This is a genomic window from Streptomyces sp. NPDC087844 (assembly GCF_044742785.1).
Classification (GTDB): domain Bacteria; phylum Actinomycetota; class Actinomycetes; order Streptomycetales; family Streptomycetaceae; genus Streptomyces.
Window position 1 is genome coordinate 39,996 of record NZ_JBIUVD010000012.1, and the last position, 24,552, is coordinate 64,547.

The following is a 24,552-nucleotide window of genomic DNA, read 5'->3' on the forward strand; positions in this document are numbered from 1 at the left end:
AACAGCGCGGGCGACCCCCGCCGGGCCGCACCCGGCACTCGGCCCCCGCGGCAGCGGTCAGCTGAGTTCCGCCGCCACCAGTTCCGCGATCTGAACCGCGTTCAGCGCGGCCCCCTTGCGGAGGTTGTCGCTGGAGACGAAGAGCGCGAGACCGTGCTCAACGGTCTCGTCGGCGCGGATCCGGCCGACGAACGACGGATCCTGCCCGGCGGCCTGCAGCGGAGTCGGAATGTCCGACAGCGCGACCCCCGGCGCACCGCCCAGCAGCTCCGTGGCCCGCTCCGCACTCAGCGGCCGCGCGAACCGCGCGTTGACCTGGAGCGAGTGGCCCGAGAAGACCGGCACGCGGACACAGGTCCCGGAGACCTTGAGGTCCGGGATCTCCAGGATCTTGCGGGACTCGTGGCGGAGCTTCTGCTCCTCGTCGGTCTCGTTCAGGCCGTCGTCCACGATGGACCCGGCCAGCGGAAGGACGTTGAAGGCGATGGGCCGCCGGTAGACCTGCGGCTCGGGGAAGTCGACCGCCGAACCGTCGTGGGTCAGCCTGTCCGCGTCGGCGACGACCTTCTGCGCCTGGCCGTGCAGCTCGGCGACACCGGCGACACCGGAGCCGGAGACGGCCTGGTAGGTGGCGACGACGAGGGCTTCCAGGCCCGCCTCCGCGTGCAGCGGCTTCAGCACGGGCATCGCGGCCATGGTCGTGCAGTTCGGGTTGGCGATGATCCCCTTGGGCCGGTCCGCCACGGCGTGCGGGTTGACCTCCGAGACCACCAGCGGAACCTCGGGGTCCCTGCGCCACGCGGAGGAGTTGTCGATCACGACGGCACCCTGCGAGGCGACCTTCTCGGCGAGGGCCCTGGACGTGGCGCCGCCCGCGGAGAACAGCACGATGTCGAGGCCGGAGTAGTCGGCGGTCGAGGCGTCCTCCACCGTCACGGCCTTGTCCTTGTAGGCGATCGTCGAACCGGCCGAACGGGCCGAGGCGAACAGACGCAGCGTCTCCACCGGGAACTCGCGCTCGGCGAGGATCCTCAGCATGACAGTGCCGACCTGACCGGTGGCTCCGACGATTCCTACCTTCACAGCGACTCCTTCTGCCTGCTCACTATGGGCCGGTACATGGCCGAGTCTCCATCATGTGTCTCACCCGGGCCCATGTGTCCAATCCTTTGCCCGCGCACTGAGACGGTGTGACGTATGCCTCCGCCGGTCGGATCAGGCAGGTCGGAGCAGGCCGGTCGAAGCAAGCCGGTCGAAGTCGGCTGAACGTTTCGTACGCCTCCCGCGTCCTAGAGGAAACGCGGTGAGGGGAGGGGCACTGTGCTGCGCAGAAAGACCCGCCGCGTCCAGGGGGCCGAGGAATCGGCCCAGGGAGCACTCGACGACCCCCTGGACGCGGCACAGGAGCGCCGGGTGCGTGCGGTGCTCGCGCTCGGTGGGGTGCCGCAGACGGACCTGCCGGACGGGGTGCAGCAGGTCCGTCTGCGGCTGCTGGAGCGGGCGGCGAGCGGGGCCGAGGCGCCGCGTGACGTGTCGGCGTGGGCCGCGGTCGTCGCCTCGAACCTGGCCATGGACTGGCACCGGGCCAGGCGCAGGCAGGAGCGGATCGGCGAACGGCTGGCTTCGCTGCGGCCCGCGGAGCACACGGTGGACGACTCCGGCGAGGAGACGAAGGTCCTGTCGCTCGCCGTGGCCCAGGGCCTGGACGAGCTGCCCGACGCCCAGCGGCAGATCCTCGTGCTGCGCTTCTACGCCGACCTGCCCGTCCGGGGGATCGCCGAGGAGCTCGGCATCCCGGAGGGCACGGTCAAGAGCAGGCTGCACTCGGCGGTCCGCGCGCTGCGCACCCGCCTGCACGAGGACGAGGTGGTGTGACATGCCCGAGCACGGAGGAGCCGAGTACGAAGAAGCCGCGTACGAAGAAGCCGCGTACGAGGGAATCGACGCGCTGCTCGCCGCGATCACGGACGAACCCCTGCCCGAAGGAGCCCGGGACGACGCGCGGTTCATGGCGGAGCACCGGTCGGCGGTCGCGGACGTGGCCCTGCTCAGGGAACAACTGCGGATCATGGGTGACACCCTGGCCGACGGGCCACCGGCCGCGGGGGCCCCGTCCTCCGGGCGGCCGGGTGCCGGCCGGAAGGCGAGGCCGTCCCGCGCGTCCGCGCCGCTCGGGCCGCCAGGAGCGGCGAAGAAGGAGCCGAGGCCCCGGCAGCCGCGCCGCTACCGGCGCTACGCGGGAGCGGTCATGGGCGCCCTCGTGATCACGGCGGGCACGGCGCTGCTCGGCGGGCTGGTGTGGCTCGGCGTGCAGGGAGGCGCGGACGGCGACGCGGGCGGCAGCAGCGACTCGTCGGCCGCGAAGACCGAAGGCGGCGGGGACGACACGTCGTCGTACTCGCCCGAGATGCGCCTCGCGTGCGCCAAGGTCCTCGTCGAGGGGACCGTGCGGAGCATCACGTCCACGGGCGACGGGAACGTACGCGTCGTACTGAAGGTGAAGCGCTACTACCGGCCCGAGCAGTCGGCGGCGGACCACCCGACGGTCACCGTCACGCTGCCCGAGGAGGCGCGGGAGGACCTGAGGACCGGCACGTACACCCTGGTGACGGTGCCGCTGTATCCGCAGGGCCGGCTGGACTACGAGACCGGCCGGGGGGTCGGCGACGCCCGCAAGGAGATCCTCAAGGCCCTGCCGGGAGCGCGCGGCATGGAGTGCGCGGGCCCGGAGGGAGACCGGGGCTGAGCGGGCCGGCGAGGGGGAACGGAAGGGGCGGGCGCCCGGTCGAACCGGACGCCCGCCCCTTGTGTCAGTGCCTGCCGGAGGCTACGGCGTGACCTTCTCGATCAGGACGCTGCCCGTGCCGGCCGCGGTGCCGCGCGCGTTCACGAGCTGCACGCGCCCGAAGAACGTGCGGCCGGCCGGGGGCGCCGCGTTCGCGACGACCTGCGCGGTGACCGACGTCGAAGCGCCGGTGGCGAGCTTCACGGGCGTCGGGGCGACCTCCACCTGTCCGAGCGAGGGCGCGAAGTACACGTCCAGGTAGTCGTACGCGGTGGTGCCCGCCGGGACCGAGTAGCCGTCCACCAGCACGGTGTACGTGCCGGCCGCGGGCGACGGGACGGAGACGGCCTCCTCGGAGTCGCCGTCCGCGGACGAGCCGACCAGGGTGCCCTGCGCGTCGTAGACGGACAGGTCGAGGTCGGCGGCGGCGTCGGAGACGTCGCCGATGCTCACGTCGAGCGACTCGGCACCCGCGGGCACGTCCACCGTCACGGTGTCCGTGGCGCCCTGGGCGATGGTCGGCCGCGTGCTCTTGGAGGAGCCGAGCGGACCGCCCTTGAGCGAACCGTCGACCGCGGCGAGCTTGTTCGTCACCTTCCAGGAAGCCGGGGTCGGCGTACCGACCTTGGCGTCGGGGACGGTCACGACGGCCGGGTCGAAGTCGGCGCCCAGCACCTCGACGTTCAGCTTGTACGGGTTGTCGAGCAGCGGCGACGTACGGCGCGACTCGACCTCGATCTCCCAGACGCCCGGCTGCGGATCGCTGTAGGAGCGCAGGTCGGGGCGGCAGCCGTTGCCGTCGAGGTAGTTGTTGTAGCAGTACGGCGTCGACGTGTTGTCGACCGGGACGCCGTACGGGTGGATGGCGATGAACCGGGTCTGGCTCCCGGTCTTCAGCCCGCCGATCGCGACCTCAAGGTTCTTGGCGCCCTCGGGGACGGTCACGAAGTACGAGGTGCTGGAGTTGCGCAGCACCTTGCCGGACGCCGAGTAGGCGTACTTCTGCGGGGCGGACAGCGAGGCGGAGACCACCACGGTGGTGAGGACCTGCTTGTCGACGCCCTCGGTGCGCGGGTCGTCGACCTCCAGGATCGCGCTGCTCAGCCCGGCGCTCGTAGGCCTGGCCTCGACCTTGACCGTCACCGGCTTGTTCAGCGGCAGCGAGACCTCGTCCTTGCCGACGATCCGGAACGTCTTGTCCCGGTTGTTCGCCAGGTGCAGCTCGTGCCGGATGGCGCGGTCCGCGCCGGTGGTACGGGTCACGGTGACGTCGTACGTCTTCTTCTGCCCGGCCTTCAGGCCGCCCTCGCGGTCGTAGAGGCCGGTGCCGAAGCCCGGGGTCTCCAGCGCGAAGTCGATCGCGGTGTCGACCGGGGCCTTCACGCCGTACTCATGGGCGGTGGCGCCGTCACGGATCGAGTCCCAGGCCTCCGGGATGTCGATGAGGCCCGCGCCCTCCGCGTACGCCTGCGTGCCGCTGATGTGGTCGGCGGTGGAGGTCAGCGCGGTGCGCAGCTTCGCGGGCGTCAGGTCGAGGCCCTTCTGCTTCGCGGCGCTGAGCAGCAGCGCGGACGCGCCCGCGGCCTGCGGGGACGCCATCGAGGTGCCCTGCAGCATCGAGTAGCCGGGCGGCAGGGAGTAGCCCGCCTCGGCGACCGGGCCGCCGGGGAACCAGGTCTGCGTGGTGTTGATGGCCGCGCCGGGCGCGGTCAGCGTCGGCGTGAAGCCGCCGTCCTCACGCGGGCCGCGCGAGGAGAAGGACAGCATCGCGTACTTCTTCTCCACGGCCGAGCCGTAGTTGGAAGCCCAGGTCGCCTTGGAGATGGACGCGCCGACCGAGATCACCTTGTCGGCCAGGCCGGGGTCGCCGATCGTGTTGGCGCCGGGGCCTGAGTTGCCGGCCGAGATGACCAGCTGCACGCCGTAGGTGTCGATGAGGCGCGTGTACAGCTCGGCGCGCGCGTTGTTGCCGTCGTTGAGGGCGGGCAGGCCGCCGATCGACATGTTGACGATGTCGACGCCGCGGTCGGCGACGAGGTCGATCATGCCCTCGGTGAGGGCGACGTTCGTGCAGCCGCCGCTCCAGGTGCAGGCGCGTGAGGAGACGAGCTTGGCGCCGGGCGCGGCGCCGTTCATCCTGCCGCCGAACAGCTTGTTGGCGGCGGTGATGCCGGCGACGTGCGTGCCGTGCTCGGACTCGATGATGCCGATGTTGACGAAGTCGGACTTCTTGCCGACCCAGTCGCCGCCCAGCGGGTCCATCGGGACGTCCTTGCGGATCTCCACGACGAACGGCACCCGCTCGACGATCTCGGTGGCCGGGTCGTCGGTACCGAAGTAGCCGATCTGGTAGCCGTCCTTGTACGGCTTCATCGGCGCGTCGTCCGTGAAGTCGTTGTTGTCGTTCAGGTCGACGCGGACCGTACCCGCGGCGGCGTCGTACAGGACGCCCCAGCTGTCGGTCGTGTCGCCGTCGCGGTTCAGGTCACCGTTGGCGTCGCCGCCGGTGGACGCGGACTCACGGAAACGGCTGACCGCGTAGCTCCCGGCCGGGGCCTTCCAGCTCTCGCCGTCGAAGGTGAAGGCCGGGCCCGAGCGGGCGTTGACCATCGCGCGCCAGGTCGCGTCGCCGTCGACCAGCGGGTCGGTCGCCGTCACCCAGTCGACGATCTTGCGCTCGCCGGTCGTCGTCCTCTGCAGCGCGGGGTGCGCCACATCGACACCGGAGTCGAGGATGCCGATGGTGATGCCCCGGCCGTCCGCCTTCGGGTTCTTCTTCACGAAGTCGACGGCACCCGTCTCGAAGGACGGGTTGTACGGGTTCTCGGCGGGAGTGTTCTTCCCCGGCGCCGGATACGCGGCAGCCGTGGCGCCCTTCTTGGCGCCCTTGGCCGTGTCCGCGGACGGGGTCGGGTCGTCCAGCGCGATCTCCTGGCGCAGGTCGATGCCGTGCACGGAGGAGAGCTTGGAGGCCGCCGCGATGGCCGACTCGGCCCTGGCGGTCGGGACGGTCGCGCGGACGTAGCCGAGCTTGTCGTAGGTGCGGCCGACCGAGCCGCCCGTCACCGCGTCGAGCTGCCCCGCGACCTGTTCGGTCTGCCCCGGAGCGGTGGCGATCATCATCGTGACGTTCTTGTCGCCGGACGCCTGCGCCTGTGCGAGGAGGTCGGCGTCGGCCGAACCGAGCTTGCCGCCGTCCGACTTGACCGGTGTGCCGGCGGGGGTGCCCGGGTCGTCCGCGGAGAAGGCCATGGGTATCGGACCGGCCGCGGAGAGAGCGGCCACGAGTCCGGCGGCGACGGCTATGCGTGCCGCGCGTCTCGCCCCGCCGATCGGAGCGCGCTGAGAGTGGAGGGTCATCAGCATCCTTGTGAGTAAAGGAAAAGTCCGTTCACGATCGGATCGACATCGGACCGATCGCGTCAGTCCGGAATGTGAACCCGGATGACCGCTCAGCTTTACGCGAGAAACGGAAGTTTGGGGAGAGCTGACCGTGACGTGAACTGTTCATGGCGTAATTCCGCCATACGTCATGGAGCCGATCTCCGGCCAAACCGGGACGTGCGGGTGATGTTCCCGTCGTAACGTCTGGCCATGCGTGAGGACTTGCGGGTGGCGGCCTACGCCGTGTGCGTGCGGGACGGACGGATGCTCCTCGCCCGCTGGGTGGCGAGGGACGGCAGCCGGCGCTGGACGCTGCCCGGCGGCGGCATGGACCACGGCGAGGACCCGTACGACACCGTCGTCCGGGAGGCCGAGGAGGAGACCGGGTACACGGTCGAGCCGGTCGCCCTGCTCGGCGTCGACTCGATGCGGCAGACCCACCCGCGCCGCCTCGGCGCCGACGTCGACTTCCATGGTCTGAGGATCGTCTACGAGGCCAGGATCACCGGCGGCGAACTCTGCCACGAGACCGGCGGCTCCACCGACATGGCAGCCTGGCACCCCCTGGACGAGGTGCCCGCGCTGGACCGGGTGGGACTTGTCGACGTCGGACTCGCACTGTGGCGGGACCGGCCCGCGGTCGGACGCGTGACAGGGGTCTCCGAGCATCCCGCGGACACCTGGAATCAGGTCCCTACCCCGCCAGATGAACGTGGAGTGACCGGCTCGCCTCCGTTCGAGGAGGGCTCGGTGGACGCGGAGGGTAGTCCAAGATCGACGTACGGTGATCGGCGCTGCCCGTTGCCGTCCAGTTAACGCGCAGGTCACCCCCAGTGCCAACCATCAGGTACGAGCGGGAAGTTCGCGTGAGTGAACCGCCCGCGACCACTGCCGACGCGTTCGCACTCGGGGAGACCGCGCCATGTCGCGCATACGCTCTGTCGCCACCGCCGCCCGTGACCGCCGCGCCTTCCTGGCCGCCACCGGGGCGGTGTCCCTCTCCGCGGGCATCGGCTTCGCGCTGCGCCCGGGAACCAGTGAGGCCGCCACCCACAGCGCCGCCACCCAGGGGCAGCCCATCGCCGTCTCCCGCAGGGCGCCGGCCGCGCCCCTGGCCCCCTACACGCGGGGCACCACCCTCTCGGCCATCGCCGCCGCACGCCCGGGCTCCGGGTACCGGCGGCTCGGCGACGGGCCCGCCTGGTCCCGTGCCGTCCGCGGCGACCTGGCCGCCCCCACGTCCGGCCGCGCCGAGCGGCGCACCGCGCTCGCCGCGTTCGTACAGTTCACCGACCTGCACCTGGTCGACGTACAGCACCCACTGCGCTACGAGTACCTGCGCGCCCAGACCGCCAGCGCCTGGCGCCCTCAGGAGTCCCTGTCGGTGGCCGGCGCCGTCTCGCTCGTCGAGCGGGTCAACGCACTGCGCGGCGCCCCGGTCACCGGCTCCCCGCTGCACTTCGTGATGACCACCGGCGACAACACCGACAACAACGCCAAGACGGAACTGGACTGGTTCCTGAAGGTGATGAGCGGCGGTCGCATCACCCCCAACTCCGGTGACCCGGCCCGCTACGAAGGCGTCCAGAACAGCGACCTCAAGCTGTACTGGCAGCCCGACGCGGCCCTGCGCGACGCCGACAAGCAGCTCGGCTTCCCGCGTATCGAGGGTTTCCTCGCCGCCGCGATCCGCGAGGTGCGCAGCCCCGGCCTCAACCTGCCCTGGTACTCCACGGTCGGCAACCACGACTCGCTGCCCGGCGGCTGCTACGCGCCCGGCGACTCCTTCTTCACCGAGTTCGCGGTCGGCGGCAGGAAGCTGATGACGCTCGACGAGTCGGAGGGCGTCGCCATCTGGAAGAACGTCAAGAAGGGCGGCGACCCCAAGGGTGCCGGCTTCAAGGCGATGCTCAGGTCCCAGGCCCGCAGGATGCGTGCGGTCACCCCGGACGAGGCCCGCGCCCCCTTCACCCCCACCGAGTACCTCCAGGCCCACCTCGACCCCGCGCACACCGGCACGGGCCCGGTCGGACACGGCTACTCGCAGGCCAACCTCGCCGCGAAGACCCAGTACTACACGTTCCGTGTCGCCGACGACGTCCTCGGAATCAGCCTCGACACCACCGACCCGGGCGGCCACTACGAGGGCTCGCTCGGCACGGCCCAACTGCGGTGGCTTGAGCGCACCCTGAAGGCGGCGGACAAGAACAAGGAACACGTCGTCGTCTTCAGCCACCACACCAGCACATCGATGCGCAACCTGCGCGAGGACCCGTCGCACCCGGGGGAGCGGCGGCACGGCGGTGACGAGGTGCTCTCCGTGCTCGGCGCCCACCGCTCGGTGCTGGCCTGGGTGAACGGCCACAGCCACAAGAACAACATCACCCCGCACTCCGCCCCCGACGGCCGCTCCTTCTGGGAGGTCTCCACCGCTTCCCACGTCGACTTCCCGCAGCTCGCCCGCGTGATCGAGATCGCCGACAACCACGACGGCACGATCTCCCTCTTCACCACGCTGATCGAGTCCGCGGCCCCCCACGAAACGGACTTCACGGACCTCTCCCAGACAAGCCTGGCGGCCCTGTACCGGGAGCTCTCCTACAACGCCCCGGGCGCCCGAACGGACCTGAGCGGCACCCCCACGGACCGCAACACAGAACTCCTCCTGAAGAAGCCCTGAACCCGCCGAACAAGAACCACCCTTCGAGGCAGACGCCTTGAGGGGCGCGGGGAACGGCGCGACAAGCTCCCCACACCCGCACCCGACGCTCCCCCGAAAAGGGGCCGAAACCCACTCAACCGCCCAGACAAAGGCAACCCCTCCAGCCCTCGCAGGGTCCCCCTCCCGCCGACACCCACGACGGAAGGCATCCGACATGGCACCCCGTACCCGTACCCGGCACCTGCGCCGCCTCGCCCTGACAGGCATAGCCACACTCGCCGCAACCACGCTGACGGCCCCAGCGGCCCTGGCCGACTCCCCGACCCCGGCGGGAGCCCACTCCGCGACCCAGCGGGCGATGAACACGGCAGTCCAGGACGGAGTCCCCGGCGTGGCAGCCCAGGCCAAGGACATCCACGGCACCTGGAAGGCCACCGCGGGAGTAGGCGACCTCCAAACGAAGAAGCCCCGCTCGGCGAAGGACCACTACCGCGTGGGCAGCATCACCAAGACGTTCGTCTCGACAGTCGTACTCCAGCTGGAGGCAGAGGGCCGGCTCTCGCTGGACGACACCGTGGACAAGTGGTTGCCGGGCCTGGTCGACGGCCACGGCCACGACGGCCGCCGCATCACCCTCCGCCAACTCCTCAACCACACGAGCGGGATCTTCAACTACACGGCGGACGACACCTTCGCCCGCACCTACTATCTGAAGGACGGCTTCTTCGAGCACCGCTTCGACGAGTTGTCGCCCAGGGAACTCGTGCGCATCGCGACGTCCCACGAGCCGGACTTCGCCCCGGGCACCTCGTGGAACTACTCCAACACCAACTACGTCCTGGCCGGCTTGGTGATCGAGAAGGCCACGGGCCACGCCTACGGCGACGAGGTCCGGCAGCGCATCATCGAGCCGCTCGGACTGGGCGCCACCCTCGTCCCGGGCACGTACCCGAAGGTGCCGGGCCCCAGCAGCCGGACGTACGCAAAACTCGCCGAGACGACCACCGGCCCGACCTACGACGTCACGGAGCTGAATCCCGGTCTCGCCTCCGCGTCGGGGGAGATGATCTCCGACGCGGGCGACCTGAACCGCTTCTACTCGGCGCTGCTGCGGGGCGAGCTCCTGCCGAGGAAGCAGCTCGCCGAGATGAAGACCACCGTCGAGGTCTCCGCGATCCCGAAGGCCGCTTACGGCCTCGGCCTCATCGAACGCGAGCTGAGCTGCGGTGTCGTCGTCTGGGGCCACGGCGGAGGCATGTACGGCTCCAGCTCGGAGGCCGTCACGACGGCGGACGGCCGCCACTCGCTCGCCTTCAACTTCAACGGCGACTGGTCGGGAGACACCGACGCGGTGATCGAGGCGGAGTACTGCCCGAAGCCGAGGTAGCCGGCGGACAGGAAGAGGGGCCGCCGGCCCACCCGGCGGCCCCTCCCCCTACCGGGGCAGCACCACGACGTACGCCGCCGGATCGCGGTCACCCGACGCCATCAGAGCCGTACGTACGACGGTCGCCTGCTGTTCCATCGAGTCCCGCAGTTTCTTCGGCGTGATGTGGACGACCGTGATGCCGAGGCGCTCCAGGTGCTCGCGCTTGCGGGCGTACTCGGACCACATCGCGTCGTCGTCCTGGCGCGGGGTCCGGGTGTCGAGTTCGAGGGCGACGGCGTGGTCGGGCCAGTACGCGTCGAGGCCGCCGAGGAGCGGGCCGCCGGGCAGCCGGAGGTCCACGTTCCAGACCGGGTCGGGCAGACCGTGCTCCGTGACCAGACGGTAGAGCCGGTCCTCGGCGATGGCCCGGCCCTCCGCGAGGAGGGAGTCGACGGCGTCCACCACATGCGGCCGGCTCAGCAGCCGGGCATGGGTCAACTCCCTGACGACCGCGGCGGGTTCGCAGTGCCCGCCGCGCACCGCCTCGGTGAGCAGCCGGCGTACGACTCCCGCGTCCGTGATGTCGGCGACCGCGTCGGCCAGTGCCCGTGGCACGGGCGCCACGGGGATGCCGCCGAGCTGCACGGGCTTCGGCATCCCTGGCGTACGGACGATACGGACGCAGCCCGTCGAACGCAGCCGGCGCAGCCGCGGGACGAGGACGTCGACGCGGTCCAGGGAGAGCAGCGGGGGAGCGGACGCGAAGCGGTGCAGGGTGAGCGCCGCGAGGCCGGTGATCATCGCGTCGGCGTACCCCTGCGGGGGGTGCGGTTCACCGGCGCAGGGCTGGGCGGGGACGGCCGGTTCCGCGACGGGGCAGCGGGCCGCGTACATCAGGACCGCGTGCAGCCGCTCCTCGGCGGTGGCGGGTCCCGGGCGGAGCAGGTACACCCCTGGCAGGAGCTGCTGCCAGGAACCGCCCGGCCGGCACTGCGTGTTGATGTCGGCGGTGCTCACCCCCCGCGACCGAAGGTGCGCGGTGGTCATGACGCGCTGCTGGACGTCGGACAGGTGGCGGAGGGGCCGGGGGGAGAGCGGGGTGTTGTGGTTCATGACCTCGAATCTGCCGTTCCTGGTCCGCTGCCTAACCGCTGTTACAAGCCCGTCGCCGAAACCGGACAACCCCGCCCTAAAGTCCACCCCGCGGACTACCGAAACCCCCTGGTCCGTAAGGGGGTCACGGCACCGACCACCCGGATTCCGTAACTGTTGTGGACGCCGCCAAGGTCAACACCCGCGGGGGCGTCCCCCTTTGGGGGAGCCCCTCAGGGGCGCGGGGAACGGCGCGATCTTCTTGCTTTCAGGTACTCACCCCGCGGCAGCACCATCACAGGCCTGTCCCCGCAAGGCGCGCCCCAGATCATCCCGAGCCTCAAGCACCAACCGCCGAAGCGCGGGCGCAGCCGACCCCCGGGAGGCAAGCCACGCATCGGCAGCCGCCACGGTCCCGGCAGAGTCCTGCAACGCAGGGAACAACCCCCGCACCACATCCATCCCGATCTGGATGGACCGCTCCTCCCACACCCGCTCGATCACATCGAAGTACTTCGACGCGTAGGAAGCGGTCAGCTCCCGATGGGACGCCTGCGCGAACCCTCCGATCGTCGCCTCCACCAGCGCGTTGGACAGCGAGTCCGACTCGACCACGGCGGCCCAGGCCTGCGCCTTGACCGCCGCGGACGGCCGGGCCGCCAGACACCGCACCTGATGCCGCCTGCCGGACGCGGTGTCGTCGCGGGCCAGCTCCGCGGCGAGCACGGACTCGTCCGCCACCCCGTGCGCGGCGAGCGGTTCCAGGAACGCCCACCGCAGCTCCTGGTCCACCTCAAGGCCGTCGACCTTCTCCGTCCCCTCCAGCAGCTCCCGCAGCAACCGCAGATCGTCCTCGCCGGAGGCGACCGCCGCGAAGAACCGCGCCCACGTCAGCTGGTGCTGACTGCCGGGCGCGGCGGACCGCAGTTCCCGCAGCGCGCCCTCGGCGAGCAGCCGCCCGCCGGTGGCCCGCCACTCGGGTGCCACGTAGAAGGTGAGCGCGGAGTTCGCCCACGCGTGGAGGGTCTGGAGCACGCCGATGTCCGACTCGCGGCCCGCGAAGCGCAGTACGAGGTCGAGGAAGTCCCGCGCGGGCATGAGCGCGTCACGGGTCAGGTTCCACAGGGCCGACCAGCACAGGGCACGGGCGAGCGGGTCGGTGAGGTCACCGAGACGGGCCCGCAGTGTGTCCAGCGATCCCTCGTCGAAGCGGATCTTGCAGTACGTGAGGTCGTCGTCGTTGACGAGGACCAGCTCGGGGGCGCCGGCGCCGGCCAGCTCACCGACGACCGTCCGCGGCCCGTCGACGTCCACCTCGGCACGCGCGTACCGCACGAGCGGGCCGCCGCCGGACCCTTCGCCCGACCCGTCCGCGCCCTCCCGCCGGTACAGACCCACCGCGATCCGGTGCGGCCGCAGTTCGGGATGCGACTCGGCGGCCTCCTGGAGGACCGCCAGCTCACTGACACGGCCCTGAGCGTCGAGGAGCACCTGCGGTGTGAGGGAGTTGACGCCGGCGGTCTGCAGCCAGGACCGCGACCAGGCCGCCATGTCCCGCCCGCTCGTCTCCTCCAGCACCGACAGCAGGTCACCGAGGCGCGTGTTCCCGTAAGCGTGCCGCTTGAAGTAGCGGCGGGCGCCCTCCAGGAACGCGTCCCGTCCGGCGTAGGCGACCAACTGCTTGAGGACGGACGCCCCCTTGGCGTACGTGATCCCGTCGAAGTTGAGCTTGGCGTCCTCCAGGTCGCGGATGTCGGCCGTGACCGGGTGCGTGGAGGGCAGCTGGTCGGCGCGGTACGCCCACGCCTTGCGGTTGTTGGCGAAGGTGACCCAGCCGTTGGTGAAACGGGTCGCCTCGACCATCGAGAACGTGCCCATGAAGTCCGCGAAGGACTCCTTGAGCCACAGGTCGTCCCACCACACCATGGTCACCAGGTCGCCGAACCACATGTGGGCCATCTCGTGCAGGATCACGTTCGCCCGGCGCTCGTACGACGCCTGTGTCACCTTGCCGCGGAAGATGAACTCCTCGCGGAAGGTCACACAGCCCGGGTTCTCCATCGCGCCGAGGTTGTACTCGGGCACGAACGCCTGGTCGTACTTCCCGAACGGGTACGGGTAGTCGAAGTGGTCGTGGAAGAAGTCGAGGCCCTGCTTGGTGACGAGGAAGACGTCGTCGGCGTCGAAGTGCCTGGCCAGACCCTTGCGGCAGAGCGCACCGAGCGGGATCTCCAGCCGCGTGCCGTCGTCCAGGACCCGCTCGTAGGAGTCGGTCACATAGTGGTACGGCCCGGCGACGAAGGCCGTGATGTACGTCGAGATGGGCTTGGTCCCGGCGAACTTCCAGACCCCGTCGGCCAGTTCACCGACGCCGTTGCTCCACACCACCCAGTCCTCGGGGGCCCGCACCTCGAAGCGGAACGGTGCCTTGAGGTCGGGCTGCTCGAAGTTGGCGAAGACCCGGCGCGAGTCGGCCGGTTCGTACTGCGTGTAGAGATAGACCTCGCCGTCCTCGGGGTCGACGAAGCGGTGCATGCCCTCACCGGTGCGGCTGTAGGCGCACTGGGCGTCGACCACCAGTTCGTTGTCCTCGGCCAGGTCCTCCAGGAGGATGCGCGAGCCGTCGAAGACCGCGCCCGGGTCGAGGTCCCTGCCGTTCAGCGAGACGGCCGTCACGCTCGGCGCGATCAGGTCCGCGAAGCTCGTGGCACCCGGCTCCGCGCTGCGGAACCGGACGGTCGTCACCGACCGGAACGTACGCGGCCCTGTGTCCGTCCCGCCCACCGCGGAGCGCAGGTCCAGGGCCACCTCGTACTCCTCGACGGACAGCAGTGCTGCCCGCTCGCGGGCCTCGTCGCGGGACAGATTCTCACCGGGCACGGGCGGCACTCCCTAGTGGCGTCATGGGTACGTGTGAACAGGACCGATCCTGCCATGTGCCCCTGACGCCGGGCATCCGGGAATGGCACGAGCAACCGATCGCGTTGCACATGAACCCGGCCACCCCGAGGTGCCGGGCGCCGGCGTCCCCCAACGAGGAGAACCATGTCTGAGCAGACTTCCGCCAAGACTCCGGTCGACTTCTGGTTCGACCCGCTGTGCCCATGGGCGTGGATGACCTCGCGCTGGGTCCTGGAGGTGGAGAAGGTCCGGGACATCGAGGTCCGCTGGCACGTCATGAGCCTCGCGGTGCTGAACGAGCCGAAGCTCGACGAGCTGAACGACGACTACCGCGAGATGATGTCCACCTCGGCGTGGGAGCCCGTCCGCGTGGTGACCGCGGCCTGGCAGAAGCACGGCGCCGACGTCCTCGGCCCGCTCTACACCGCGCTCGGCAACCGCATCCACAACGACGGCCAGGGCCCGACGAGGGAGGCGATCGCCGGGGCGCTCGACGAGGTCGGCCTCCCCGCGGACCTGATCGACTACGCGGACCGGAAGGACTTCGAGTTCGACACCGAGCTGCGCGCCTCCCACAAGGAGGGCATCGACAAGGTCGGCCAGGACGTCGGCACGCCCGTCATCGCGGTCCCCGGGGCCGACGGCGAGCAGATCGCCTTCTTCGGCCCGGTCGTCACCCCGGCCCCCAAGGGCGAGGACGCCGCCAGGCTGTGGGACGGCACCCTGCTCGTCGCCTCGGTGCAGGGCTTCTACGAACTGAAGCGCTCCCGCACGAAGGGCCCGGACTTCAGCGACCTGTAGTCCCCGGCATGCGCAGGGGCTCCCTGAAGGGCTTCTCGACGTAGTACTTACGAACGTTGCGGCACTGTTCGGACCCGTCGCCCAGCGGGGCCAGGCACACCAAGAACTCGTCCACGTTCTTCAGGTCCAGGCGCTTCTTGAGCCAGGCCGCTTCCTCGGGCTCCAGGAAGCGGTGCTCCTCTTCAGGGCTCTTGCAGGTGACGCAACTCCTCATCGGCATCCCTCACCATCACCCGGAGCCCGCCGTACCGGAAGGCCTCCGCGAGTCACGTTCTCGCGGGGGCCTTCCGTTCCATCGCCCGCCCGCGTGAAAGGTGAGAAGACGATCACGAGGCCAGCTGTTGTTGCAAGTGTATTGCAAATGCAGACGAGTGGCAAGAGGGCGGATCGGTGTGTCCGTCAAACCGCGACCGGGGTGTAGTGCGAGGCGTCGCCCGTGATCGAGTAGCTCTCCTTGCCCTCGATGCCGGCCGGCACGTCACCGGCGACCGTCACCCGGTTCAGCCGGCGCGGCAGACCGTCGTAGTTGTCGATGGCGTAGTGCTGGGTGATCCGGTTGTCGAACAGCACCAGCTGGTTCGGCGACCAGCGGTGCCGCAGGATGTTCTCGGGCCGCACGACATAGGCCTGGAGGAGGTCGAGGACCTTGCGGGACTCGCTCACCGACAGCCCCACGATCCGCTGGGCGAAACCGCCGATGAACAGTCCGCGCTCACCGGTCAGCGGGTGGACCCGGACCACGGGGTGGGCGGTGCGGAACTTGATGGACGTGAACTGGGCGCGCTGGGCGGCGTGCGCCGCGTCGATCTCCTCGTCCGGCACCGCGTAGTCGTAGTCGTTGGTGTGCTCGGCCCACAGCGTGTCCGCGAGCCGCCGCAGGGGCTCCGGCAGATCGCGGTAGGCGGCGGCCGAACTGGCGATCAGCGTCTCGCCCCCGTACGGCGGGAGCGTGATGCTGCGCAGGGTGCTGGCCTGCGGCGGATTGAGGACGAACGTGACGTCGGTGTGCCAGTGGTTGGCGGCCCGGCCGCGCTCGCTGTCGACGGGCAGCACGTTCGGGGCGCCCTCGACGGCGGGCACGGTCGGATGGGCGGTGGTGAGGTCGCCGAAGTGCCGGGCGAAGGCCTGCTGGCCCTCGTCGTCCAGGTCGATGTCGTCGAAGACCAGCGCCTTGTGTTCGTCGAGGGCGCCGCGCAGGGCGGTGACGGTCTCCTCGTCGAGCGGCTTGGCGATGTCGACGCCGGATATCCGCGCGCCGATCCTCGCGGTGACCTTCTGGATCTCGATGTCGGGCATGGGGGTTCCTCTCAGGTGCGGGCGAGTGCCGGGGGACCGGGTGCCGGGGAGGCGTGCTGGTTGGCGGGTCGGGGGAGGCCGTATCTCTCGCGCAGGGTCTGGCGCGGGCCGTACTCCTCGCGCAGCAGACCGCGGGCGCGCAGGAGCGGGACGACGTGGTCGACGAACGCGTCGAGGCCGGACGGCAGGACCGCGGGCATGATGTTGAAGCCGTCGGCGGCGCCGAGCGTGAACCACTCCTCGACGGCGTCGGCGACCTGCTCGGGCGTCCCGGTGAAGGTGAGGTGCCCGCGCCCGCCGCCGAGCCGGCCGATCAGCTGCCGCACGGTCAGCCGCTCGCGCCGGGCGAGTTCCACGACGAGCGTGTAGCGGCTCCTGGCGCCCTCGATGGAACTCTCCGGCGGCAGATCGGCAGGCAGCTGACCGTCCAACTCGAGTGTTCCGGAGGGGAGTTGCAGCAGGCCCTCCAGCCGGTCCACCCCGTGCGTGTACACGATGTGGTCCTCCAGCACCTGCTCGTTCGCGCGTGCCTCCGCCTCCGTGGAGCCGATCACCGGGACGATTCCGGGCAGCACCTTGAGGTGGTCGGGGTTCCGGCCGGCCGCCGCCGTCTGTGACTTGAGGTCGGTGTAGAAGTCCTGCGCGTCCCTCAGGGTCTGCTGGGCGGTGAACACCGCCTCCGCGTACCGGGCCGCGAACGCCTTCCCGTCCTTCGACGAGCCGGCCTGCACCAGCAGCGGGTAGCCCTGTGGGGAGCGCGGGACGTTCAGGGCGCCCTCGACGCCGAAGTACTTCCCCCGGTGCCGGGGCGGATGGATCTTCGTGTCGTCGCCCCAGACGCCGGCCGCCTTGTCGGCGACGATCGCGTCGTCCTCCCAGCTGTCCCAGAGCTTGAGCGCCACATCGAGGAACTCGGCGGCACGGGCGTACCGCTCGGCGTGCGCGGGCTCCGCGTCGAGACCGAAGTTGCGGGCGGCCTCGGCACCGGCCGTCGTGACGATGTTCCAGCCCGCCCGGCCCTCGCTGATGATGTCCAGCGAGGCGAACTTGCGGGCCAGGTTGTAGGGCGAGTTGTACGACGTGGAGGCGGTGGCGATCAGACCGATGTGCTCGGTGGCCGTCGCCAGCGCGGTGAGCAGCGTGAGCGGCTCCAGGGCGCCGGCCGGCCGCTGCGCGAGGTTGCTCCACAGCTGCGGTCCGTCGGCGAGGAAGAGCGAGTCGAAGGTGCCGCGCTCGGCGGTACGCGCCAGCCGGACGTAGTGGCCCAGCTCCACATGGGCGTACGGATCGCTGTCCGGAAGCCGCCAGGAGGCCTCGTGGTGGCCGGTGTTCATGAGGAAGGCGTTGAGGTGCAGCCGTCGCCGGGTCACTGGTCGTTCTCCTGGTTCTTGTGGTTCTCCTGTTTCGCGGTGGTGCTGTCCGCCGGATCGTGGCTCGCGTGGTCCTCCGTCACGCCGAGCGCGGCGAGCAGCCGCTCCCGGTACTCGCCGAGCAGCGGATCGCGGTACGAGCGCGGATGCGCGCGGTCGATGGTCAGGTCGAGGCCGATCCGGCCCTCGTCGAGTACGAGCACCCGGTCGGCCAGCACGATCGCCTCGTCCACGTCGTGCGTGACGAGGAGCACGGAGGGCCGGTGGCGCTCCCACAGCTCGCGCAGCAGACCGTGCATCTTGATCCGGGTGAGGGCGTCCAGGGCGCCGAACGGTTCGTCGGCCAGCAGGAGTTCGGGCTCCCGCACCAGGGAACGGGCCAGGGCGGCACGCTGGGCCTCGCCGCCGGACAACTCGTTGGGCCAGGCCCGTTCGCGTCCGGCGAGGCCCACCTCGGCGAGCGCCGCGCGGCCCCGCTCCGCCGCCTCCTTGCCGTCGGTGCCGAGCAGGACGTTGTCGAGGACGCGGCGCCAGGGCAGCAGCCGGGAGTCCTGGAAGACGACGGACACCCGCCCCGGGGCGGTCAGTTCGCCGCTGCCGACGACCTCGTGGTCGAGACCGGCGATGGCGCGGAGCAGGGTGCTCTTGCCGGAGCCGCTGTGCCCGAGCAGGGCCGTGAGCTGTCCGGCCGGCAGGTCCAGGTCCACGTGGTCGAGGACGGTCCGCCCGTCGAAGGAGCGGGTCAGGCCCCTGAGCCGGACGGCCGGAGCCGCCTGAGCCGTCGGGGTGGCCGGGGCCGGCCGGGACGTCAGCTGTTCAGTGTGCGTCGCCATGACAGCACCCTCCGTTCGATGAGGCGGACCGCGCTGTCGGAGACCAGGCCGAAGATCCCGTAGATGAGCAGGCCGACGAGGATCACATCCGTCTGGCCGTAGTTCTGGGCCTGGAACATCAGGTAACCGAGGCCGCTGGTGGCGTTGATCTGCTCCAGCACCACCAGACCGAGCCAGGAGCCGGTGACGCCGAGCCTCAGTCCCACGAAGAACCCGGGCAGCGCGCCGGGAATGACGATCTCCCGGATGAACCGGAGTTTGGAGAGCCCCTGCACCTCGGCGAGTTCGACGAACCGGTGGTCGATGCCTGACAGCGCGGAGTAGAGGTTCAGATAGATCGGGATGTAGACGACGATGGCGATGATCGCGATCTTGAAGGTCTCGCCGATGCCCAGCCAGAGGATGAACAGCGGGATCAGACCGAGGGTCGGGATCGCCCGGTTGAGCTGGACCGTTCCGTCGATCAGCGCCTCGCCGACCCGGCTGAGTCCGGCCGTCAGTGCGAGGACCACTCCGGCGGTCAGCCCGAGGGCGAAGCCGGAGCCGGCGCGTTGCAGCGAGGTGAGGATGTCGGTGGAGAGCGTGCCGTCGCTCCACAGCCGGCCCGCGGTGCTCAGGACCGTCCAGGGCGCGGGGATCGCGTTCGTGTCCAGTTGCCCGGCGGCGGAGGCGCCGGCCCAGAGCGCGAAGAACAGCACGGGACCGATCAGCCGGGAGGCGGGCAGGCGCTTGCCGGGGGAGAGGGCGCGGCGCCGCCGGGTCGCCCGCCGCGCCGGGGCGGCGGTTTCGGTGGCTCCGGAGGGCTCGTCGGTCCTGCCGGTGTCGCCGTCCCCGGGCACGGCGGTCGTGGCGGCGGCGGTGGCCGTGGTGGTGGCCGCGGTGGTGGTCATCGGGCTCACTTCCGGTACTCGGCGGAGACGGCTTTCGCCGCGATGCCCTCGAAGCGGCGGTCGAAGAGCGAGTCGACCTCGAACCCCTTCACGAAGCCGCCCTCGGCCAGCAGGTCCGCGGTCTCCTGCTCCCACTTCACGGCCTCGTCCCAGTTCGGCGGGAAGAGCGGCTTGTTGGCCAGCTCGGTGATCGCCTCCGCCTGCGCGAGGCTCAGGTTCTGCGTCTTGACGTAGAACTCCCTGTTCCATGCGTCGGGGTGCTCGTACGCCCACACCTGGCCCTTGGCCCACCGCGGGATGTACGCGGCGACCGCGGCTGCCTTCGCCCTGTCGGCCAGCACGGAGGCGGGCGCCCACAGCAGGCTGAGGAGGTCCACGACGTCGGTGGGGATGGTGCGGGCGCCCTTGGACCCGTACTGCTTGAGGTAGGCGGGCGACTGGCTGTTGGCGAGCGGGGCGATGTCCACCTGGCCCGCCTGGAGCGCGGTGAGGAACTGGTTGCTGGTCAACGGCACCAGGTCCACGTCGTCGTACGCCAGCCCGGCCTGCTTGAGCGCCCGCAGCAGGACGACTCCCTGGGCCTGGCCCTGCGAGAAGGCCAGCTTCTTCCCCTTGAAGTCCTTCACGGACCGGATGTCGCTGCCGGGCTTGGTGGCGAAGAGGTAGTTGGGCCTGCGGGTGAGGTTGACCGCGACGATCTTCGCGTCGTAGCCCTGGTAGTGCGCCTGGATGGGCGGGATGCCCGCGTTGTTGGCGACGTCCAGGGACTTGGAGCGGAAGGCGTTGATGACGTCGGGACCGGCGCCGATGTTCGCCCACGAGGACACCTTGAACGGCAGGTCGGTCAGTCCCGCGAGCTTGAACTGCAGCTGCTGGACGCCCTGGTAGGAGGAGATCTTGAGGCTCGTGCCCGAGGGGACCTTGTCGGCCGGTGGGGCGGTCGCCGATCCCTTGGTCCCGGTGTCGGCGGCGCTGCTGCCCGCGCAACCGCTGAGCCCGGCAGCGGCGGCGGCGCCGAGCAGGGAGGAGAGGAAGAGCCGCCGGTCGACTCCGGACGCGGACAGAGGTGGCATGGGAGGACTCCCTGAATTCATGGGGCGGTGCACGGGGCCGTGCTGCGGCGGACGGCAGGAGGGTGCGCGAAGAACCCGGCGCGGTGCGGCCGGGGAGGGTGTCGGACGCGGAGGAGAGGTGCGCGGGAGCGGAAGGACACACGCGCGCGGGACGCGGCGGGAGGCGACGTACGGAGGCGGACGGCCACGGACGGACGCGGACGGAACGGATCGTCAGCGCGTCGACGTGTCAACGCTTCGGTGTGTCCACGCTTCGGTGGGTCAACAACAGAAGGTGCGGCAGCTCATGGACACGATGCTCCTGGCCTGGTGACACGCCTGTCAACATTCGGATTTTCTGAATTAAATAGGCCCCGGTGAGGAGGCCGAAGAAGCTCAGAAGGCTCAAGAGGCCGAGGACGCCCGGAGCCTGCCCGGCGACATGCCGAGCGGATCGCGGTAGAGCACGTCCAGGGCCACCGAGCCGCCCGCGACGGCCAGCACCGAATCCGGGAAACTGGTCGGCGCGACGGCCGCCGCCCGGTCGGACCCGACCTCCGCGCGCAGCGCGGCGAGGCAGTCCTCCCGGTGGATGGCGCCCACCTCGGTGACGACGACCGTGTCCGGGTTGAGCACGTCGATCAGCAGCCCCACGGCCCGCCCGGTCATCCGCGAGCGGTGCAGCAGCAGACGTACGGCGTTCGCGTCGCCGCCCGCCGCGGCGGCCAGCACGTGCATGGGGTTCGAGGTACGGACGACCCCCGCCTCCCGTGCCCGCCGGCACAGGGTCCGCTCGCTCAACTCCGCCTGCAGGCAGCCGGTCCGGCCGCAGTCGCAGCGCTCCGTGCCGCCCGCGAGCGGCAGATGGGCGATCGATCCCGCCTGGGAACGGGGACCGTGATGGACCTCGTCGTGGGTGGCGAACGCGGCGTCCACGACGTTGCCCGCGAAGAGATGCAGCACGCTCAGGCCCTCGCGCGCCACCGCTCCGAACAGCCGCTCCCCGTTGACCAGCGCCCGCGCGTGGCCGTCCACATGGACCGGCAGACCGGTCTGCGCGCGGATCACCTCCCGTACGGGGATGTCGCGCCAGCCGAGGAGCGGGTGTTCCACGATGGTCCCGGAGTCCCGGTCCACCCAGCCGCCGGCCGCGATGCCCACGGCGAGGGGGATACGGCCGCGGGCGTCCGTCAGCAGGGCCCGCAGCCCGGCGGCGGCGTTCGCGAGCACCCGGGCCGGTTCGGCGGCGACACCGTCATGACTCAGCCGGCGCTCGGCGACGACCCGGCCGCGCAGGTCCAGCAGGGCGACCGTGGTGTACGGCACCGCCACGTGTACGCCGCCCACGACGAACCGGGAGCCGTCCAGGTCGACCGGTACGTGGGGGCGGCCGACCCCGTTCGACCGGCGGGGTCCGGGCGCCTCCCGGATCAGGCCGAGCGAGGTGAGCCGGGCGCAGTGGTCGGTGACCGAGGCCGGGGAGAGGCCGGTCAGCCGGGCGACGGTGCTGCGGGCCACCGGGCCGTGGTCCAGGACCGACCGCAGGACGGCGCTGGCACTGGTCCTGCGCCGGTCGCTGTCGACGGCACCGGGACGTACGAGGGCTAGGGAGGAGCTGGGCATGGAGAACTTCCTCGGGGAGGGTCCGACACTGCGCCGACGTCCGACATCTGACGTGTTACGTCTGTCTCGTCTCGGCGAGCGGGTGCCTCCGCGCTCGCCTCAGCGCCGGCGACAGGTGGCCGTGCCCTGGCGTCGCAGGTCGACGTAGCGACGCGACGCGAAGTTCTCGGCTTGGGGGACCATGCGTCGAGAGTAAGGGCTACGGCCCCGCCGGGCCAGGACTTCCAGCCCATCCGGCGGACACCCCCAGCCCGTCCGGCGAACACCTTCAGCCCATCCGGCGGACACCCCCAGCCCGTCCGGCGAACACCTTCAACCCGTCCGGCGAACGCCTTCAGCCCGTCCGGCGGACACCTCCAGCCCGTCCGGCGTTTGAGGACAAAGGGGGGCGAGGGGGCGCAGCCCCCATGCGTGACGATGGGGGAGGGTAGGGGCGGCGGGGGCGAAAAACCTCCGGCGGGATCACATCACCCCAGTGACCAGCATCACGCCCCCACGGGTGTACAGGCCACCCTTTGTCGGAGCTGCACCAACCCCCGGCAGCCCTCTTGTCGACCACTGACGGAGATCGGCACCACCCCCCTGGGATAGCGTCACAAACGTCCCCCGCCCTCACCCCTCGCCGGAGCCCCGATGACCACCGCCGTCGCCCAGACAACCCCGCGCCAGGTCCTCGCAGACCTCCTCCCCGCCTCCCGCGTCAGGGACATCGCACTGGTGGCGGGCGGCGCCGCGCTCACCGGCCTCGCCGCCCAGATCGCGGTGCCCGTCCCGGGCTCCCCGGTCCCGGTCACCGGCCAGACCTTCGCCGCCCTTCTCGTCGGCACCGCGCTCGGCGCCGGCCGCGGCATTGCCTCCCTCGCCCTGTACGCGCTGCTCGGCCTGGCCGGTCTGCCGTGGTTCGCCGGGGGTTCCTCCGGTGCCACCGCCTCCTTCGGCTACATCCTCGGCATGCTGCTCGCCGCGGCCGCCGTGGGCGCCCTCGCCCGCCGCGGCGCCGACCGCTCGGTGCTCCGCATGGCGGGTGCGATGCTGCTGGGCGAGGCGATCATCTACGCGATCGGCGTCCCGTACCTGGCTGTCGTCGCCGACATGACGACGGCCCAGGCCGTGGCGGCGGGCCTGACCCCGTTCCTCATCGGCGACGCACTCAAGGCCGCCCTGGCGATGGGCGTGCTCCCGGCCGCCTGGAAGCTGGTCAGGCGCGAGAACTGACCGCCGCCACGCCGTAGTTCCCGCACAAAAGGTTCGCCGGGTCGTACGCCGACTTCAGCCCGGCGAGCCTTTCGCGCGTTCACGGTCGTGCAGCCCCCGACGCCCCCGAGAACCCGTCCTTCGCGGTCGAAGCGCGGTCGAAGCGCGGTTTAAGCGCGGTCGAAGCGCGGTCGAGGCGCTGCCGTTCGCCGGCGGACGTCCTGCTGACGGGATCACCTGACACCCGCCGTCAGCATCTCCCGTGAGAACGACTCCGTCAGGACTCGCTCCGCCCGTCGCGCCGCTGCGTCCACCACAGACCCGCCACTCCCGCGGAGATGAGCGCGGCCCCCGCCGCGCCGAGCGGCAGCACCCGGTCGGCCGGACCGGTCCTGGGCAGCTCCTCGCCACCGGACTTGTCGCCCGACTCGTCACCCGACGTGTCACCCGAGGAGTCGTCACCGGGGGTGTCCCCGCCCGGGGTGACGGGGCTGTTGTCGGTGCCGAGCAGGAGAGGCGTCGCCGGAGCGTTCGGCGAGGGGTTGTTGGCGCCGAACGGGACCGGCCCCTGCTGCCAGAACGTCTTCTTGCCGTCGGCGTCCTGCACGGGCAGACAGATCTTGCCCGCCGTCTTCAGATCGAACGTCGCGTCCACGGCGTACGACTTCGACTTGCCGGCGGCCAGACCGTCGATGGCGCAGACGAAGCCGCTGTTCGATCCCTCGGGTAGATCCTTCTCGGCGATTTCCGAACATCCCTTGACGCTCTTGACCGAGAGGCCGTCAAAACCGACCACGAGCAGTCGAATTGCGCCGCTCTCCTTTGTTCCTCCGTTCTTCACCGTGGCAGTGATCGCCGTCTCCTGGGAACCGTTGTCGACGCTGATCTTCTCGGGCAGCGAGGTTGTCAGCTCGACACCCGCCGGCGCTTTGTCAACGGCCTTTCCCCCCTTGTCGCTCATCGGTCCCGGATCGTCCGCCCCGGCGGAGAAGGAAAAGATCATCACCGCCGAGAAAGATGCGGTGAGCAGCGATCCCGTGGCGATCGTCCTGCGACGAGAACTCATGTTCGTCCCCCTTGTAACCCCGTGACTGCGCCTGAATTCGCAGTACTTGAAGAGGTACCACAAGATTTCTCCCCACTATGCTGGTGCGGCGCAAAGTTGTGGCCATTGTGCTTCTTTGCGGTTCTTCTGTGGCAGGAGTTGAAGGGGGGCATGGGGGTGCCGGAAATAACGAGGGGCGGTATTCCGGGATTGCTGGTCACAGGTCGGTACCGGCTGGTCGAGAGTATTGGACAA

The 24,552-nt window shown here is 70.7% G+C and carries 18 protein-coding genes and 1 pseudogene; 7 read left to right on the forward strand and 12 right to left on the reverse strand.

Annotation, left to right across the window (positions count from 1 at the left end; genetic code table 11):
- Nucleotides 1–57: 57 nt before the first annotated feature.
- Nucleotides 58–1,083 carry an aspartate-semialdehyde dehydrogenase gene (locus ACIOKD_RS23295; protein ID WP_402087135.1) on the reverse strand — a complete coding sequence of 342 codons (1,026 nt, stop codon included), beginning with the start codon at nt 1,081–1,083 and terminating at the stop codon, nt 58–60.
- Nucleotides 1,084–1,320: 237 nt separating this feature from the next.
- On the opposite strand from ACIOKD_RS23295, the gene ACIOKD_RS23300 reads away from it, so the two are divergent.
- Nucleotides 1,321–1,875, forward strand: a complete 555-nt coding sequence (locus tag ACIOKD_RS23300) for an RNA polymerase sigma factor (protein ID WP_402087137.1) — start codon at nt 1,321–1,323, stop codon at nt 1,873–1,875.
- 1 nt (nt 1,876) lies between these two features.
- On the forward strand, nt 1,877–2,746 hold the full coding sequence (locus ACIOKD_RS23305) for a hypothetical protein (RefSeq protein WP_402087140.1): 870 nt from the start codon (nt 1,877–1,879) through the stop codon (nt 2,744–2,746).
- 81 nt (nt 2,747–2,827) lie between these two features.
- On the opposite strand, the gene ACIOKD_RS23310 is transcribed toward ACIOKD_RS23305, so the two are convergent.
- A complete protein-coding gene (locus ACIOKD_RS23310) occupies nt 2,828–6,145 on the reverse strand; it encodes a S8 family serine peptidase (protein WP_402087143.1) in 3,318 nt (1,105 codons plus the stop codon).
- Between the two features lie 234 nt (nt 6,146–6,379).
- On the opposite strand from ACIOKD_RS23310, the pseudogene ACIOKD_RS23315 reads away from it, so the two are divergent.
- The 3 genes and pseudogenes from ACIOKD_RS23315 to ACIOKD_RS23325 all read left to right on the forward strand — a co-directional run.
- Nucleotides 6,380–6,820 (forward strand): annotated as a pseudogene (locus ACIOKD_RS23315) (NUDIX hydrolase); the annotation flags it as partial.
- A gap of 271 nt (nt 6,821–7,091) precedes the next feature.
- Nucleotides 7,092–8,849 carry a TIGR03767 family metallophosphoesterase gene (locus tag ACIOKD_RS23320; protein ID WP_402087146.1) on the forward strand — a complete coding sequence of 586 codons (1,758 nt, stop codon included), beginning with the start codon at nt 7,092–7,094 and terminating at the stop codon, nt 8,847–8,849.
- Between the two features lie 196 nt (nt 8,850–9,045).
- Nucleotides 9,046–10,218: a serine hydrolase domain-containing protein gene (locus ACIOKD_RS23325; RefSeq protein WP_402087149.1), complete on the forward strand. Its 1,173-nt coding sequence runs from the start codon at nt 9,046–9,048 to the stop codon at nt 10,216–10,218.
- Nucleotides 10,219–10,266: 48 nt separating this feature from the next.
- Here ACIOKD_RS23325 and ACIOKD_RS23330 read toward each other — a convergent pair whose 3' ends face one another.
- Nucleotides 10,267–11,313, reverse strand: coding sequence for a hypothetical protein (locus ACIOKD_RS23330; RefSeq protein WP_402087151.1), 1,047 nt, complete (start codon nt 11,311–11,313; stop codon nt 10,267–10,269).
- Between the two features lie 255 nt (nt 11,314–11,568).
- Complete coding sequence (gene pepN, locus ACIOKD_RS23335; RefSeq protein WP_402087154.1) at nt 11,569–14,172, reverse strand: aminopeptidase N; 2,604 nt, start codon at nt 14,170–14,172, stop codon at nt 11,569–11,571.
- A 165-nt stretch (nt 14,173–14,337) separates the two neighbouring features.
- On the opposite strand from pepN, the gene ACIOKD_RS23340 reads away from it, so the two are divergent.
- The gene (locus ACIOKD_RS23340; RefSeq protein ID WP_402087157.1) at nt 14,338–14,994 is read left to right on the forward strand and encodes a DsbA family protein; all 657 of its coding nucleotides are present in this window, start codon (nt 14,338–14,340) and stop codon (nt 14,992–14,994) included.
- Here the strand turns inward: ACIOKD_RS23340 and ACIOKD_RS23345 are convergent.
- The 7 genes from ACIOKD_RS23345 to ACIOKD_RS23375 form a co-directional block, all read right to left on the reverse strand.
- Nucleotides 14,981–15,208 carry a hypothetical protein gene (locus ACIOKD_RS23345; protein ID WP_402087160.1) on the reverse strand — a complete coding sequence of 76 codons (228 nt, stop codon included), beginning with the start codon at nt 15,206–15,208 and terminating at the stop codon, nt 14,981–14,983. The genes ACIOKD_RS23340 and ACIOKD_RS23345 overlap by 14 nt on opposite strands.
- Nucleotides 15,209–15,393: 185 nt before the next feature.
- Nucleotides 15,394–16,290: a TauD/TfdA dioxygenase family protein gene (locus ACIOKD_RS23350; RefSeq protein ID WP_402087162.1), complete on the reverse strand. Its 897-nt coding sequence runs from the start codon at nt 16,288–16,290 to the stop codon at nt 15,394–15,396.
- An 11-nt stretch (nt 16,291–16,301) separates the two neighbouring features.
- The gene (locus tag ACIOKD_RS23355; RefSeq protein ID WP_402087165.1) at nt 16,302–17,660 is read right to left on the reverse strand and encodes an LLM class flavin-dependent oxidoreductase; all 1,359 of its coding nucleotides are present in this window, start codon (nt 17,658–17,660) and stop codon (nt 16,302–16,304) included.
- Nucleotides 17,657–18,493 (reverse strand): ABC transporter ATP-binding protein, encoded by an 837-nt coding sequence (locus ACIOKD_RS23360; protein ID WP_402087168.1) that lies wholly within the window; start codon nt 18,491–18,493, stop codon nt 17,657–17,659. The genes ACIOKD_RS23355 and ACIOKD_RS23360 overlap by 4 nt, the downstream gene beginning before the upstream one ends.
- Nucleotides 18,469–19,383 (reverse strand): ABC transporter permease, encoded by a 915-nt coding sequence (locus ACIOKD_RS23365; protein WP_402087170.1) that lies wholly within the window; start codon nt 19,381–19,383, stop codon nt 18,469–18,471. The genes ACIOKD_RS23360 and ACIOKD_RS23365 overlap by 25 nt, the downstream gene beginning before the upstream one ends.
- A 5-nt stretch (nt 19,384–19,388) precedes the next feature.
- Nucleotides 19,389–20,456, reverse strand: coding sequence for an ABC transporter substrate-binding protein (locus ACIOKD_RS23370; RefSeq protein ID WP_402087172.1), 1,068 nt, complete (start codon nt 20,454–20,456; stop codon nt 19,389–19,391).
- Between the two features lie 384 nt (nt 20,457–20,840).
- A complete protein-coding gene (locus ACIOKD_RS23375) occupies nt 20,841–22,058 on the reverse strand; it encodes an ROK family protein (RefSeq protein WP_402087175.1) in 1,218 nt (405 codons plus the stop codon).
- A 633-nt stretch (nt 22,059–22,691) separates the two neighbouring features.
- On the opposite strand from ACIOKD_RS23375, the gene ACIOKD_RS23380 reads away from it, so the two are divergent.
- Nucleotides 22,692–23,273 carry a biotin transporter BioY gene (locus tag ACIOKD_RS23380; protein WP_402087178.1) on the forward strand — a complete coding sequence of 194 codons (582 nt, stop codon included), beginning with the start codon at nt 22,692–22,694 and terminating at the stop codon, nt 23,271–23,273.
- A gap of 256 nt (nt 23,274–23,529) precedes the next feature.
- Here ACIOKD_RS23380 and ACIOKD_RS23385 read toward each other — a convergent pair whose 3' ends face one another.
- Nucleotides 23,530–24,318 (reverse strand): hypothetical protein, encoded by a 789-nt coding sequence (locus ACIOKD_RS23385; protein WP_402087180.1) that lies wholly within the window; start codon nt 24,316–24,318, stop codon nt 23,530–23,532.
- Nucleotides 24,319–24,552: the final 234 nt, after the last annotated feature.